Here is a 14,443-nt window from a genome sequence, read left to right on the forward strand (position 1 = left end):
GATACTACTTTTTCAAGGACACCATTCGCCCCTCCGTATATTCCAACAGGAGCTCAGGCGAGATGGGAAAGAAGTCGTGATCAGTGCCGGCAGCGGCCCAGACTACGTCAAATCTACTAAGTTCCTCGTCCACCAGGGCAGGAAGAGACGGCAGATACCCCACGGGAGGAACGCCCCCCACCTTATAGCCGAAATTGGAATAAACGTAATCCGGTTGAGCCATCTTAACCTTCGAGTTAGCCGTTCCCATGACCGAGGCGATCCTCTTGGGATCGACCCTGTTATCACCGGACATCAGTACCAAAACAGGATCGCCGCTCACCATGAAGACAAGACTCTTCAATATCTCCTCAGGGGGAGCCCCTACTGCCCTGGAGGCGTCCTCCACCGTAAATATGGTGTCGTCGGTATGATGAATCGTTCCGTCGTAGCCCTTGGACTCCAGAAAGGATCTTACATTTTTCACCGCTTCGTTTTCCATCGTCAAACCTCTCTGCTCTCCGCTTTTTCCATCAGGAAGGACACCAAAGACTCCACCGCCTTCGTCTCACACAGGCCGTAGACCATGTAGAAAGGCCTTCTGACCGGAGGCTCGAAAGCGACCACAGCCACGTCCGGATTGGATTCCGCCGCCACCCGGGATACCACTCCAGCCTCGGCACCGCTGGCCACTGCGTTGACTACGGCCAAAGCGTGACCAAATTGCAGAGGAATATCCTTCGATCCAGCCTCTACTGATCTGTAGGCCCTCTCCCATATCTGTCTGGTTCCCGATCCCGAACTCCTGCCGGCCAACTTCAACGAGGTAAGTTCTTCCAGTCCGACGCTCTTTTTCGTAGCAAGAGGATGTCTTCTGCCCACCACCAGCACAAGCTCGTCGTTCAGGAAAGGGACGCTGGAAAATCCGGGCAAAGAGCGATCGGTACCGACGATGGCCAGATCGGCCTTGCGTAACGACAGATCCTCTAAAGCCGTCTGGGAATCTCCAACTCGGACCTTTACGTCCACCCCCGGATGGCGTTCGATAAACTCTACGAGAAAAGTAGGGAGGATGTAGTCTCCGGGAATCGAGCTGGCGCTTATTGTGACCGAGCCGTAAAGCTCCTCGGAGATCTCGGCTATCTGAAGCTTCGTCTTTTTTCGACAGTCTAACATCCTCAGAGCGGACTTATAGAAAACCGACCCTTCAGAAGTCAGACTCGAATGTTTGTGCCCCTTGGCAAACAGCGTAGCCCCCATCTCTTTTTCGAGCCTGGCGACCCTCTTGCTGACCGCAGGCTGGGAGACGCCTAGGGCGGCAGCCGCAGCGGAGATGCTGCCTTTTTCCACTATAGCTATAAAAGTCTCCAATTCTCTAAAATCCATAGGATACCATCCCTCTCAACGACATCTACAGGTCTTTTCATCTGACGAAGATTATCACACGGGATAAAAGGCTTGGCAAGAACGGAAGGTTCGGTTAGAGTCATTCTTAGCACATCAAAACTCTAGAAAAAAGGGGATTTGTCGATTTATGGTCACATTATCAACGGTCCTTTTTGACGAAAACATGGACGTAGCTCTAGCCTGTTTGGATCATCCTTTTATACAGGGACTTAAAACGGGATCTCTGAAGCTGGAGACCTTCCAAGGTTACCTATCCCAGGACTCCTTCTATCTCAAAGCATACGCAAAGGCGTTCGCCTTCGGAATATCCAAAAGCCAAGACGATGAGACCATGGAGATATTCCTCTTCCTCCTCAACGGAGTCTTCGAAGAATTGAAGCTTCACGGAGCCTACTCGAAAAAATGGGGCTTTCCCCTAAACTCCCCTCCCTCCAAGGCTACGTCCAACTACGTCGATTTCCTGCTGAGGGTTGCATCTACAGAAGAGATCGGAGACATCGCAGCGGCTACACTTCCCTGCGATGCTTTGTACCTTTTTCTAGGAACCGAACTTAAGCGAGGGGACCATTCCAAATCACGCTATATGGAATGGATCGACACCTACTCCTCCGAATCGTTCAGGATCCTGACGAATGCCCTGGCGAAACTGGTCGACCGCCACGGAACGGATCCAGAGAGAGCACGGCGCCATTACAGAAGGGCCATGGAACTGGAATATGACTTCTTCGACGAGGCGTATCACTCCTACATTCATTGCGGAGAAAAAACAGGAGGGAGAGATTCAAGATTAGAAGCACCGGCCTCAGGATAAAGCTGCTCAGGGAAAGTCTCGGAATGACCCAGTTGGAGCTGGCTGAAAAAGCCGATATAAGCAGAACCTACGTTCAAGCTCTCGAGGGCAACAGAAAGACCCCCTCGTTAAAATTGCTCGGAAAACTAGGCGACATACTTAAGGTGGATCCCGGTTCGCTGATCCCCTCAGGAGGTCACCTGGAGGGGGAGAGGATCTACCTGGAGGAGATCTTCGACCTAAGTTCGGGGGGGGAATACTGGTATAAAAACAGACGTATTACCGAAGAAGAGGTCGAAAAGATAGAGAAAGTGATATCGGCACTGTTGGATTGACTCGACGGGAACGAGAACATTCTGACCAAGCGGTGGTTTCGTTGTTTCGACCGATAGAATTGACTAAACTATCCTTTCGTCTTAAACTGTATTAGAGTACAAGTTTCTTCGGATGGAGGTGTTTTTTTGGAGGCTCAACAGTTACAGGACCTCTTGAGGTCCCATCTCGACAACATGCCTACCAAGGCGCGAAGGGTAGTGGAATACCTCTTGACCCACATGAGAGAGGCGGCCTTCATATCTATAGGAGACGTCGCTGACCGTCTGGAGGTCTCAAAGGCCCAGATGGTTAGGGTGGCCAGGGTTTTGGGGTTCGAGGGGTATGCGGATCTGAAAGAAGCGCTAAAAGAGGCCGTTTTGGAGCAGGTAAATCCGGCGGCGAGGCTGAATCGGGTGATGAACGACGAGAACGACCTGCCCGATAAAATCCACCAGATGGAACACGCTAATTTAGACGATACGTGGAATCAGCTCTCTCAGGACAAGATAACCCTCTTCTGCGACATCGTCAAAAAGGCACAAAATATATATTGCACCGGCTGGGGAATCTCGTCCATGGTGGCCGAATCCATGTTCTCCAGGTTCAGGGAGATGGCTCTAAACGGGATCCTGATGAAGAGGGGATCCTTAACCCTTATAGAACAGGCTCGGGGAATAAAACCGGAGGACATGGTGATAGCCTGCGACCTTCCAGGCTATGCCATTCAGGTAACCGAATCGGTAGAGAGGGCGAAGAAAAACGGGGCCGCCATCGTAACCATAACCGACAGCCCCGCAGCTCCTATATGTAGATTCGCCGATCTGTCTTTCTACGTCAGCGACAACAGCCCTACATTCGGAAGCAGCCTGATCGGACCGATCTTCCTGGTGCACGTGCTGACATCGATCTTATCTATCAGTTTAGGCGAAAAAGCCCAGGAAGCCCTGGAAGACCAGGCTCAGTGCCTACACGACGAGAGGATATACCATCCGGTATTCGGCCTTCGTTACTGATCCAAAACCTCGACCAGGGGAAACTCGACGCTCTCTCCGGGAGTCATAATCACCACGTCCACCGTCCCGCTGACTGCGGCGGCGAACTCCTCCGGATTGGCCTCTATCGCCTCGAAGGTATCGTAATGCATAGGTATGACATGATTGGGACGGATGAGGTTCGCCGCCTTTGCGGCGTCCTCTACGTCCATGGTGAAATTGCCTCCTATAGGTAGCATAGCCACCTCGACCTCATCCTCTTTGAGCAACCCCATATCGAGGGTCAAGCCGGTGTCTCCGGCATGGTACAACTTCCTTCCGTCCACCTCTATGAGAAAACCTCCGGCCACACCTCCCGGTATCACCCCATCAGAAGACTCTATATCCGAACCGTGCAGGGCCGGAGTCATCTTGACCTTCCCGAATGGGAACTCAAAGGAACCGCCGATATGCATGGCATGGCATTTTGTTCCCGATCGAGAGAGATAGACCGATATCTCGTAATTACACACGACGGTGGCTCCGCTTCTTCTCGCGATCTCCTGAGTATCGCCTATGTGATCGCCGTGACCGTGGGTCACGAAGATATAGTCGACGTCGTCAAAATCGTCGATTTTTCCTACGGCTTTAGGGTTTCCCGTAAGGAAGGGGTCTATCAAGAAACTGACCGACTCCCCTCTTACGTAAAAAGCCGAGTGACCTAGATAACGGACCAACATAAGAAACGCCCCCTCTCTAAGCACAGTATAACAAAAACGGGACCGCCACCGTTCAGTGACGATCCCTAAAAAACTCCCTCTAGCCTTTGGGCACGAAGGTCGATTTTATGTGTAGTTCCTCCATCTGGGCGATCCCCACCTCGGAAGGGGCACCCGACATGAGGCTCTGAGCCTTGGCGGTTTTGGGAAAAGCCATGACCTCTCTGATGGAGTTGGATCCGGTGAGAAGCATGACCAATCGATCGAATCCAAGGGCGATACCTCCGTGAGGAGGAGTCCCGTAACTCAGGGCATCCAGAAGGAAGCCGAACCTCTCTCTGGCCTGATCCTCCGAGAAGGCCAGACAACCGAACACCTTGGACTGTATGGCAGGATCGTGGATCCTTATGGATCCGCCTCCGACCTCGTTTCCGTTTAAAACCAGATCGTAAGCTCTAGATCTTACCGATCCAGGATCTCTGTCCATGGACGGAAGGTCTTCCACCATAGGCATGGTAAAGGGGTGATGTACCGACGTCCATCTCTTTTCCTCTTCATCCCATTCAAACAGAGGGAACTCCGTCACCCAGAGGAATTCCCAGGGTTCCCTTACGTGGCCGTGTTCTTTTGCGATCTCCAACCGGATCTGCCCCAGCACGGAGCACACCAGGTTCCAGTCTTCATGGCCCATAACGTACAGGACATCTCCGTCTGAAGCACCGGAGATCCTTCCGAGATCGGCCTGTTTAGCGTCGCTCAAGAACTTGGCAAGAGGTCCTTTGACCCCTCCGTTCTTGAACTGAAAATAGGCCATCTCCGGAGCTCCGAGCACCTTAGCCCTCTCGCATACCTGCTCTATCAGACGTCTGGAGAGGGAGGTTCCTCCGGGAAGGACCACCCCTCTGACGTAGCCCCCCTCTTTTAGGAGTTCCTCGAAGGGCTTGAACCCACCGTCTGCAAAAACATCTCCAAGATCGACTATCTCGAAGGGAATTCGCAGATCGGGCTTATCGCTTCCGAAGCGGTCCATGGCCTCCCTGTAGGGCATCCTCAAAAAGGGAGTAGGGAGCTCGACTCCCAGTCTGTCCCTGAAGAGACCTACCATGTAGGCCTCCATCATCTCGTATATATCTTCCTCCGTTAGAAAGCTCAACTCGATGTCCACCTGGGTGAACTCCGGCTGTCTGTCGGCCCGAAGGTCTTCGTCCCTGAAACATTTGGCGATCTGAAAATATCGGTCCATACCGCTTATCATCAGTATCTGCTTGAAGATCTGGGGCGATTGAGGCAGAGCGAAGAAGGAACCGGGATTGACCCTGCTGGGAACGAGGTAGTCCCTGGCTCCCTCAGGGGTGGACTTCGTGAGAATAGGGGTCTCCACCTCGCAAAATCCCCTGTCGCTGAGGAATTCTCTGGTGTACCGCGCCACGTCGTGGCGCACCCTCAGGTTTCTCTGCATCCTGTTACGCCTCAGGTCGAGGTACCGATGGGAGAGTCTGAGGTTTTCGTCCACTCCGTCAGCGCCCTCTCCCACCTCGAATGGCAGAGGTTTAGCCGGAGCTAGTAGGACGAAATCGTCAACCATGATCTCCCAACGCCCCGTCGCCATATCGTCGTTACAGGTCCCGTCGGGACGAACCCTTACTGATCCCTTAACAGACACTACGAACTCGCTCCGAAGAGCTTTAGCCCTATCGTGAGGTTCGGGACACAGTTCAGGATTGAAGACGACCTGAACCGTCCCTGTGTGATCCCATAGCTCGATGAAGATAATGCCACCCAGGTCACGACGTTTTCGGACCCATCCGTTTACCGTTACGACCTGGCCTTCATGACTTCCGTTTACGGATCCGCAGAAGACGGACCTTTTCCAGGAAGCCGAAAAAACACCTGTTTCCATAGTCTAAATCATCCCCGCTTTATCAAAGTACTCTGATCCAACAGTCGGAACACGCTGGAGGTCAAACTCTTCAGTTCCACCTGGGTCTGCTCCGACCTGGAGAGATCCTTTACCGTAACGACCCCTTTGTTCAACTCGTCTCCGCCTACTATACAGGCCACGGAGGACCCTCCATTGACGGCGGACTTCATCTGGGCTTTCATGCTTCGGCCAAGATAATCCATATCCGCGGAGATCCCCTCCCTTCTGAGACGGTAGAGAACATCTACCGCCAGAGAACGAGCTATCTCGTCCGCACAGACCACGAAGACATCCGGGGTCGGTTCTCTCCCGAAATCGCACCCCTGCTGCTCCATTGTCAGGACTATTCGATCGAGCCCGGCGGCGAAACCGACGCCTGGCACGTGAGGTCCTCCGATAGCCTCCGATAGGTTGTCATAACGACCTCCGCCACAGACGGCGTTCTGGGCACCGAGATCTCCGGACTGCACCTCAAAAGCCGTCTTTGTGTAGTAGTCCAAACCTCTGACCAGTCTCTTGTCTACGTGATAGACGATACCGAGGGCATCGAGACCTGATGTCACAGCTTTGAAGTGCTCGGAACACTCGTCACAGAGGGTCTCGAAGATGGCCGGAGCTCCGTCGGTGATCTCTTTGCACCTGTCGTTCTTGCAGTCCAGTATTCGAAGGGGGTTTCTGTCGAACCTGTTCTGGCAGGTACCGCATAGCTCGCCCAGGTAAGGACGAAGGTAGTCCATCAGAGCCTCCCTGTAGGCGGGGCGACATTCAGGACATCCTACCGAGTTTATGATCACCTCCAGGTTGGACATGCCGAGATTTCTAAAAAGCTCGACGGCGGTCATTATGACCTCCAGGTCCACTAGAGGACTATCAGAACCTAGAGCTTCGAAATCGAGCTGCCAAAACTGGCGGTATCTCCCCTTCTGAGGTCTCTCGTAGCGAAACATCGGACCGTATCCCCATAGTTTAACGGGCTGAGGTCCGCCGTTCATGGAATGTTCCAGATAACATCTGACCATAGATGCGGTCAGCTCCGGCCTTAAGGTTATGCTTCGCCCACCCTTGTCCTCGAAGGTGTACATTTCCTTTTCCACGACGTCGGTGGTGTCGCCGATGCCTCTGGCGAAAAGCTCCGTATGCTCGAATATGGGGAGATGGACCTCTTTATACGAAAAAAGATCGGCGATCTTTCGGGACATATTCAACGTATGGCCCCATTTCCATGAATCGTCGGGAAGAATATCCCGAACTCCTCTAGGGGCTTTAATACTCTCGGCCATAGCGTTACCTCCTGTGTCGTGAGTTTAAGGATAAAACGTTATCGAGAAATTATACATCGTCTACCTCGACAACGCCAATTAAAAAAGCGGCCCTAGGGCCGCTTTTTCCATCGTTCAGAATAACTAACGGGATTCAAGTTGAAAACGGATAGCGGTTCTCTCCTCGCCCTCTATCAGTATCTTGGCGAAAGCCGGCACACAGACCAAATCGATTCCGTTAGGGGCCACGTAGCCTCGGGCGATGGCGATCGATTTTACCGCTTGATTGACCGCGCCAGCTCCTACGGCCTGACATTCCACCATACCGGAATCTCTCATAACCGCAGCGATAGCTCCGGCCACCGATTTAGGTTGCGAGTTTGCGGAAATTTTAAGAACTTCCATGACTTTTGCCGACCTCCCTCTGCTTGGACGTTATCGTGCGACTCACATCATAATGACGTTAACCAGCTGTAAAGCATATTCAGTATAGACGAAAGCCTACTTCCTTGGCAAGAGAAAGCGATATCCTCCGTTTTCACTTTAAAGGGATCGAGTTCGCATCCTTTCTCGACTGGTACACCGAAGACATAGAATCGTACTCGCGCTGGATCCTGGAGATACGCTCTTTAGCGTCGTCGGGATCGTCCAGCTCAGGGACCATCTCCATCAAGGGGTGGGCCCGATAGAAGGAATTTTCCCTCGTAGGGGCATCGCATTCAAAGACCTCTTTTAGCATTTTTATATCGTGAGGAATGGAGAAGGAGTCTTTCGTGTCATCGTAACTGAAGAGAAAATAAAACTCCGGAAATCCGGCCCAGGCGATGGCGGACAGGCACATCGAGCAGGGCTCGTGGGTGGACAGGAACACACAGTCTTGCGGATCCGGCCTGTTCGACATCTCGTAAAATTTCTTTATGGTGTAGACTTCTCCGTGCCATAGGGGACATTCAAGCTCGTGGTTCGTCCCTGCTACCACCAACGAGAGATCGTCCTTTTTAAGGATCGCCGCACCGAAGACCTTGTGCCCTTCTTCCACCCCTTTACGGGTTAGGGGCACTACGTCCTTCTCTATAACATCCAACATCCTGTTGAAGATAACGTCGGCTTCCACTGTCGTCCCTCCTCAAAATCCCTGACCAAGCTCGCTCAGAAAACGAGCTACCATATTTCCGGTGATGTTTTTTCTGTACCCCTCCGAGGTTCTCGGATGAACTCCGTCTCTGGCAGCTTCTCGAACGGCTTCCACCAGGGATGCCGTTATCGGCTTCCCCTCGACCATCTCGGAAACCTGTACCAAAGGACTAGGGAGGATCGACATCGTCCCAGCGACTACCTTCATATCCCTCACCACTCCGTCCTCCAGTCGAGCGGAGCAGGCCACGTTTACCCTCGATATGGTCAGAGATTTTCTCGAACCTCTCTTGAAAAACGCCTGAGATGTTCCCGTTTTGGGGATCGGTATCATGACCGACTCCAGAAGTTCGTCGGGGCGACGTACCGTCTCTCTATAGCCCTTGAAAAGGGAATCCATCGGAACCTCTCTTCGACCGGAGGAACTTCGAAGGACCGCCTTCGCCCCCAGCATCAGGAGAACCGGAGGCATATCGGCCGCAGGGGACGCCGTCATCAGGTTTCCACCCAAGGTAGCCCTGTTTTTTATGGCGATCGCCGCGGAGCTATCGGCGGCTTCCCTGAGGGCCGGAAAAAACTTCGCTATAGCCGGATCTTCCGCTATCCTTTGGGTGGTAACTCCGCTACCGACAATCACATTGGCTTCCGATACGTCTATTTTCTTCAGCTCGCATATATGGGTAAGATCCATCAATCGCCCCGGAACGGGTTTCCCTTTCTTAAGGTCCGGGTAGAAATCGGTCGTACCGGCGAGCATGTAAACATCGTCGAAGCGGCTTAAGGCCTGGCAGGCTTCATCGAGATCGTAGGGAAGAAACACCTTCTCCATTTCGTCCTCGCTAAGACCGGCGGGCTCGGAGGGTTTTTCCATTTCCTGAAAATCCAGATCGGCCTTAGCTATCTTGCCGTATCCCTCATCGGCCGCCCTGGACACGGCCTTTATTATCTTCTCGTAACCGGTGCAACGACATAGATTGCCAGCGAGTCCCTCTTTGATCTCCTCCCTGGTCGGATTGGGACGTCTGGCTAGCAGGGCTCTGGAGGCCATGACCATCCCAGGAGTACAGAAGCCGCACTGTACCGCCCCTTCCTCCACGAATGCCCTTTGCAGGAGATCGCCCTCCCCTTCAAGTCCCTCGACCGTCAGCACCTTGCTGCCGTGGAGCTCCATGGCAGGGATCATACAGGAGTTGACCAGTCGGCCGTCCAAAATGACAGCACAGGCACCGCACTCCCCCTCTCCGCACCCCTCCTTGGTTCCGGTCAGCCCCCTGTAGGTCCTAAGTATATCCAGGAGACGATCGAGAGGGCTTACATCGAAGTTTAGTTTCTCTCCGTTTACAGACAAAGCGATTCTCATCGCCGTTCCTCCTTTGAGGTCAACATAGCGGTGATCCTCTCCGGGGTCACCGGGATGTCCTTGGGGAATATCCCTAACGCATGCCCTATCGCCTGGGCCAAGGCAGGAGCGGCTCCGTCGTGAGGGAGTTCGCCCAACCCCTTGGCTCCATAGGGCCCGTATTCGTATGGCACCTCTAAGAACTCGACTTGGAAGGACGGCGTGTCCATCGTGGTCGGTATAAGATATTTACTCAGAGACCCCGCATCTATGCGGTCTCTTTTAACCTTCATATCCTCCAGCCAGCCGTAACCGAGAGCCTGCAGGGTCCCCCCTTCGTACTGTCCCTCCGCCAGGACCGGGTTGATAACCGTCCCTATCTCGACGGCGGCGTAAGACCTGGTGGGGACTACCTCGAGGGTGTCTCTGTCCACCTCCACCTCTACCACGTCGCAAGCCCAGGAGTAGGAGGGATAGGCGTCGCCGCTATTCGTATCGTCGTCCCAGTGGCTTCCGGTAGAACGATATCTGCCCCATCCTACGAGCTCGCCCTTGACCTCGGAATAGCTATGGGCCGCCTCCATAAAGGACATCGCTCCTCCGTCGAAACGGAATAAGCCGTCCTCGTAGGATACGATCGAGTTTTCTCTCTCCCCTATGAAATCCCTCAGCTTATCTATCATATCCTGGGCCGATCTGGTCAATATGGCCCCTACGACGACGGTGGTACGAGAGGCTACCGTCGGCCCGCTGTTCGAAACGGCGGAGGTATCGGGAGCCATGTAATCCACCTTCTCAAGATCCAGCATAAGGCCTTCAGCGACTATCTGGGGCAACACCGTGGCAGCTCCCTGGCCCATCTCGGTGCTGCCTATCCTTATCTCGACCCGCCCGTCTTCCGGGACCTTTCCGGGGACGAAGACGACCTTGGTGACGCCGTCTATGTGGTCCTCTCCCGACCCGGTGAAGGCACCTCCGTGAAGGAAGACCGCCGCCCCTATCCCCTTAAGAACCTTCGATCCGGAACGATTTTCCTCCGAATATCTCTTAGCCTTTTCAAAGTAGTCCGAGCTCTTCAGAGCTCTGTCCATGACCTCTCTAGCTGCGACCTGATCCAACACCTGCCCGCAGGGCAGTATGTCTCCCACGTCGAGCATGTTCACTCTACGGATGTCGACGGGAGAGATTCCCAGTCTGGAGGCGACAAGATCCATGTGACGCTCCACGGCGAAGACCGACTGGGGAACACCGAAACCCCTGTAGGCTCCGCTGGGGGGCAGATTGGTGGCTACCGCCCTTCCCAGTACCCTGACGTTCGGGACCCGATAACACCCCGTCGCGTGGAGGACCCCCCTCTGGAGCACTACCACGCTCAAGGTGGTGGTGGCCCCTCCGTTCAGGATAAAGTCCACGTCCATGGCGGTTAAGGTACCGTCTTTCTTATGGCCGGAGTGAATTCTGGTAACCGACGGGTGCCTTTTGGAGGTAGATGCCAGATCTTCCTCCCGATCGAATACCAGCTTGACCGTTTTACCCGAGGCCAATGCCAGAACTGCCACATGGAGGGCAACCAGAGACGGATAAAACTCCTTTCCTCCGAAGGCTCCTCCCGTAGTGGACTGCTTCACAACTATGTTCTCCGGATCTAGGGGCAACCCCTTGGACAAAGAGTTATGCACGTAAAAAGGGCACTGACAGGATATGGTGACCTCTACTCCCCTTCCATCGGAAGTGGGTATGGCGAAAGCCCCTTGTGGCTCCAGATAGGCCTGTTCCTGATGCTGGGTGCTGTAGTTTTCCTCGAAGATAAAGTCCGCTTCGTCGAAACCGGTGGACAGGTCTCCTCGACGGATATCGAACTGCTGTATGACGTTGTCCTCTCCCCATACGATACGTTCGGCCTTCAATGCCTCCATCACGTCGATCACGGGATCTCCATCCGGCTCTATGATCGGTCTCAGGCAGGACAGAGCCCTCTCGAGCAATACTATATCCGGAGCGGCCACCAAGGCTATGGGCTCAGTAACGTAGGAAACCCGACTCTCCGCCAATATGGGACAGTCGTCTCGCACCGAAGCCACCATATTAGCCCCGGGCAGATCCGCGGCGGTGACGACCGTAACCTTGGACCAGTCGAAGGAGGGATCTCTATCGACCCCCTTGAGAATCCCTCTGGCAACGGTCGATCTAAGAACTCCGCCGTACCAACATCCATCCAAAGGTATATCGTCCACGAAAAGAGCCCTGCCGGTTACCTTATCCCAACCGTCCTTCCTCGGCTCGGGCTTACCCACCACCCTGCGTCCATCCATATCTAGACCCTCGATCATCTCGAATCGCCCGCCTCGACCGGAGCATACAGACCCCGAATATCGTCCAACGAACCGTATCCCTTTCGATCCATCCAATCGGATATCTCGGAGGCTATCTTTCCGTATATGCCGGTTCCTCTGCGTATCGCTTCGGAACATATTCCGACCAAAGAAGCTCCGGCCATGATGAACTTGACCGCATCCTCTCCGGTCCTGATGCCTCCCACCCCCACGACCGGTTTATCCTGAGAATGGGATATCTGATAGACCGCATAAAGTGCGACGCCGGTGATGGCCGGGCCGGAAAGCCAACCGTGGCCGTCCTCCGTTCCCAACCGAGGCCTGGGGTTATCGATATCGAAATCCAGAGCGGGACCTACCGAGTTGACCGCGACGAATCCGTCGACATAATCGGACATGACCTTGGCCATCTCAGGGATATCCGGGGTACTGGGAGATACCTTCATCCATACCGGACAGGATACAGACCCTCTAAGGGCCTCGGCCACTCGTTTCAGTGGATCGAGGGTCTTGCCGACGTAATGGGTTGAGAACTCCACCACGTCGGGACCGACCTCCGCCGCCAGCGCCTTTCCAAGTTCGGCAACGTCCTCGGGGCTGTAGCCGATGGAGCATATCAGGGGAACACCGGTCTCCTTGACCTTGACATAGTCATCTATATAGCTCCGCCAGGGTCGATCGGACCACGTCTCGCAGTTCAAAAGACCATCGCAGGGTCCTTTGGAGATGCAGGGTTTAGGGTAGACGGCCGGTTCTCTGGACACCGTCTTTGTCACTATGCCTCCGGCCCCTCTCTCCACTGCCTCCAACATCTGCTCCAGCCTCATGACGTTGGGACCCGCTGCGGGAAGCACCGGATTTGTGAACTTTAAATTCCCTAATTTAACGGTCAAATCTGCCATATTTACCCTCCCTTTCGATAAGCCTATCGAATCACCTGAGATGTCCGTTCCAGTCCAGGGCATCGAATCTGCCGTGAAGGCTGAAAGCTGCCTTTCGGGCCTCCGATATCAAAGAGACATCGTTCAAATCGCTGTCGGTGAAATTTCCGTCATGCCAGAGGATCTTTCCGTCAACCACCGTCATAAAAGAGTTTCCGCCCCTGGCTCCGAATATGAGATGTCCCAAGAGGTTATCCTCTGATACAGGGGTAAGGGGAACATAGTCCAAAACGGCGATATCCGCGGCTGACCCTATCTCGAAGCCTCTGAGATCCGGGAAAAAACGACGAACATAGTCGTACCTTCCGTCGAAGAAGGCGTCTTTTAAGCCTTCCCAAAGCCTCGGGGCCTGACGATCGAGCAGAAAAGCCGAGCGCAGAGACGCCACCATATCTCCCGACATACCGTCGGTTCCAAGGAGAAAACGCCCTATACGACCTCTATCCATCCGTCCCACCCTGTTGTTAGCGTTCGACTCAGGGTTGGTCACCACAGCGGGAGAGATATCCTCCAATATGCGGTAATCCCTTTCCGAGAGATGAATACAGTGGACCAGCAGAGACCCGGGGGAGATCAGTCCAAACGAGTCCAGTCGATGGACCGGTCCGTGATATCCCTTCTCGACGCAGAAATCGTAGTCGGGACGTCCCTCTCCACAGTGGACGTGGATGGACATCTCCTCGGGCTTTTGCCGTCCGAGAAAAGCCATAGACTCGTCCGACAACGTCATGTTGGCATGAATACCAAGCATTCCCTTTCTGGCGGTATCGTTTCGGTGGGCGCTCCAGAAGCGGACGTTCTCCTCGAACTGTTCCTTTACCCGCTCCCTGCCGAGACGATCGGACATCTCCAGACATAGGACCGCCCTCGATCCGACCTTTTCGACGGCACGGTCTATCACGTCAAGCGCTCCCTCCGACAGGTTCATCGAAGCGTGATGATCGAAAAAGGTGGTCACTCCATGGCGAACAGAGTCCATGGCTCCACATAGGGAGGACCAATAGATCGAGCTCTCGTCCAAGGAGGCGTCAAGAGGCCACCATAGGTCCTCCAAAACCTCGACGAACCCCTCCGAGGGACCGTGAGGAGCCAGACCGGGGGCAAAATGGGAGTAGAGATGATGGTGCATGTTCACCAGACCGGGCAGGACCAACCTACCGCCCACGTCAAAGATCGGAAGATCCTCGACCTCCAGATCGTCGAGAGGACCTATGGAGGCGATCCTGCCTCTATCGACTAAAACGGATCCGTTGTAACAGAAGACGCCTCTGCCGTCGGCCACGACGCCGTTAGAGATGATATAGCGATTTTGATCCACTGCGACATTCCCCCTTT

Annotated in this window: 14 protein-coding genes; 3 read left to right on the forward strand and 11 right to left on the reverse strand. The window is 54.1% G+C overall.

What is annotated here, in order from left to right:
* Window positions 1-4: 4 nt before the first annotated feature.
* Both L2W58_RS05055 and L2W58_RS05060 read right to left on the reverse strand, forming a co-directional pair.
* Window positions 5-481, reverse strand: coding sequence for a YbaK/EbsC family protein (locus L2W58_RS05055; RefSeq protein ID WP_236102067.1), 477 nt, complete (start codon window positions 479-481; stop codon window positions 5-7).
* A gap of 2 nt (window positions 482-483) precedes the next feature.
* Complete coding sequence (locus L2W58_RS05060; RefSeq protein WP_236102069.1) at window positions 484-1,365, reverse strand: LysR family transcriptional regulator; 882 nt, start codon at window positions 1,363-1,365, stop codon at window positions 484-486.
* 205 nt (window positions 1,366-1,570) lie between these two features.
* Here L2W58_RS05060 and L2W58_RS05065 point away from each other — a divergent pair, with 205 nt between their 5' ends.
* From L2W58_RS05065 to L2W58_RS05075, 3 genes are all read left to right on the forward strand, one after another.
* On the forward strand, window positions 1,571-2,197 hold the full coding sequence (locus L2W58_RS05065; protein WP_236102070.1) for a TenA family protein: 627 nt from the start codon (window positions 1,571-1,573) through the stop codon (window positions 2,195-2,197).
* A 23-nt stretch (window positions 2,198-2,220) separates the two neighbouring features.
* Window positions 2,221-2,511, forward strand: coding sequence for a helix-turn-helix domain-containing protein (locus L2W58_RS05070; protein WP_236102072.1), 291 nt, complete (start codon window positions 2,221-2,223; stop codon window positions 2,509-2,511).
* 126 nt (window positions 2,512-2,637) lie between these two features.
* On the forward strand, window positions 2,638-3,504 hold the full coding sequence (locus L2W58_RS05075) for a MurR/RpiR family transcriptional regulator (protein ID WP_236102074.1): 867 nt from the start codon (window positions 2,638-2,640) through the stop codon (window positions 3,502-3,504).
* On the opposite strand, the gene L2W58_RS05080 is transcribed toward L2W58_RS05075, so the two are convergent.
* The 9 genes from L2W58_RS05080 to L2W58_RS05120 form a co-directional block, all read right to left on the reverse strand.
* Complete coding sequence (locus tag L2W58_RS05080; RefSeq protein WP_236102076.1) at window positions 3,498-4,202, reverse strand: metal-dependent hydrolase; 705 nt, start codon at window positions 4,200-4,202, stop codon at window positions 3,498-3,500. The two genes, L2W58_RS05075 and L2W58_RS05080, sit on opposite strands and share 7 nt — an antisense overlap.
* A gap of 79 nt (window positions 4,203-4,281) precedes the next feature.
* Window positions 4,282-6,081: an aspartate--tRNA ligase gene (gene aspS, locus L2W58_RS05085; protein ID WP_236102078.1), complete on the reverse strand. Its 1,800-nt coding sequence runs from the start codon at window positions 6,079-6,081 to the stop codon at window positions 4,282-4,284.
* 8 nt (window positions 6,082-6,089) lie between these two features.
* Complete coding sequence (hisS, locus tag L2W58_RS05090) at window positions 6,090-7,382, reverse strand: histidine--tRNA ligase (protein WP_236102080.1); 1,293 nt, start codon at window positions 7,380-7,382, stop codon at window positions 6,090-6,092.
* A 123-nt stretch (window positions 7,383-7,505) separates the two neighbouring features.
* Window positions 7,506-7,766 carry a stage V sporulation protein S gene (locus L2W58_RS05095; RefSeq protein WP_236102082.1) on the reverse strand — a complete coding sequence of 87 codons (261 nt, stop codon included), beginning with the start codon at window positions 7,764-7,766 and terminating at the stop codon, window positions 7,506-7,508.
* Between the two features lie 133 nt (window positions 7,767-7,899).
* Window positions 7,900-8,475, reverse strand: a complete 576-nt coding sequence (locus L2W58_RS05100; protein WP_236102084.1) for a nucleoside deaminase — start codon at window positions 8,473-8,475, stop codon at window positions 7,900-7,902.
* A 12-nt stretch (window positions 8,476-8,487) separates the two neighbouring features.
* Window positions 8,488-9,855, reverse strand: coding sequence for an FAD binding domain-containing protein (locus L2W58_RS05105; protein ID WP_236102086.1), 1,368 nt, complete (start codon window positions 9,853-9,855; stop codon window positions 8,488-8,490).
* On the reverse strand, window positions 9,852-12,164 hold the full coding sequence (locus L2W58_RS05110) for a xanthine dehydrogenase family protein molybdopterin-binding subunit (protein WP_236102087.1): 2,313 nt from the start codon (window positions 12,162-12,164) through the stop codon (window positions 9,852-9,854). Before L2W58_RS05110 ends, L2W58_RS05105 begins: the two co-directional genes overlap by 4 nt.
* Window positions 12,161-13,069, reverse strand: a complete 909-nt coding sequence (locus L2W58_RS05115) for a dihydroorotate dehydrogenase (RefSeq protein ID WP_236102088.1) — start codon at window positions 13,067-13,069, stop codon at window positions 12,161-12,163. The genes L2W58_RS05110 and L2W58_RS05115 overlap by 4 nt, the downstream gene beginning before the upstream one ends.
* 31 nt (window positions 13,070-13,100) lie before the next feature.
* A complete protein-coding gene (locus tag L2W58_RS05120; RefSeq protein ID WP_236102090.1) occupies window positions 13,101-14,426 on the reverse strand; it encodes an amidohydrolase family protein in 1,326 nt (441 codons plus the stop codon).
* Between the last annotated feature and the right edge of the window lie 17 nt (window positions 14,427-14,443).

It is taken from the genome of Dethiosulfovibrio faecalis, assembly GCF_021568795.1.
Taxonomy (GTDB): Bacteria; Synergistota; Synergistia; order Synergistales; family Dethiosulfovibrionaceae; genus Dethiosulfovibrio; species Dethiosulfovibrio faecalis.

Excerpts from the sequence above, each read along its gene's own strand:
- L2W58_RS05070 (WP_236102072.1), top strand. The coding sequence starts at position 2,221 with ATGACCCAGTTGGAGCTGGCTGAAAAAGCCGATATAAGCAGAACCTAC.
- L2W58_RS05080 (WP_236102076.1), bottom strand. The coding sequence starts at position 4,202 with ATGTTGGTCCGTTATCTAGGTCACTCGGCTTTTTACGTAAGAGGGGAG.
- L2W58_RS05095 (WP_236102082.1), bottom strand. The coding sequence starts at position 7,766 with ATGGAAGTTCTTAAAATTTCCGCAAACTCGCAACCTAAATCGGTGGCC.
- L2W58_RS05060 (WP_236102069.1), bottom strand. The coding sequence starts at position 1,365 with ATGGATTTTAGAGAATTGGAGACTTTTATAGCTATAGTGGAAAAAGGC.
- L2W58_RS05115 (WP_236102088.1), bottom strand. The coding sequence starts at position 13,069 with ATGGCAGATTTGACCGTTAAATTAGGGAATTTAAAGTTCACAAATCCG.
- L2W58_RS05110 (WP_236102087.1), bottom strand. The coding sequence starts at position 12,164 with ATGATCGAGGGTCTAGATATGGATGGACGCAGGGTGGTGGGTAAGCCC.
- aspS (WP_236102078.1), bottom strand. The coding sequence starts at position 6,081 with ATGGAAACAGGTGTTTTTTCGGCTTCCTGGAAAAGGTCCGTCTTCTGC.
- L2W58_RS05105 (WP_236102086.1), bottom strand. The coding sequence starts at position 9,855 with ATGAGAATCGCTTTGTCTGTAAACGGAGAGAAACTAAACTTCGATGTA.
- L2W58_RS05055 (WP_236102067.1), bottom strand. The coding sequence starts at position 481 with ATGGAAAACGAAGCGGTGAAAAATGTAAGATCCTTTCTGGAGTCCAAG.
- hisS (WP_236102080.1), bottom strand. The coding sequence starts at position 7,382 with ATGGCCGAGAGTATTAAAGCCCCTAGAGGAGTTCGGGATATTCTTCCC.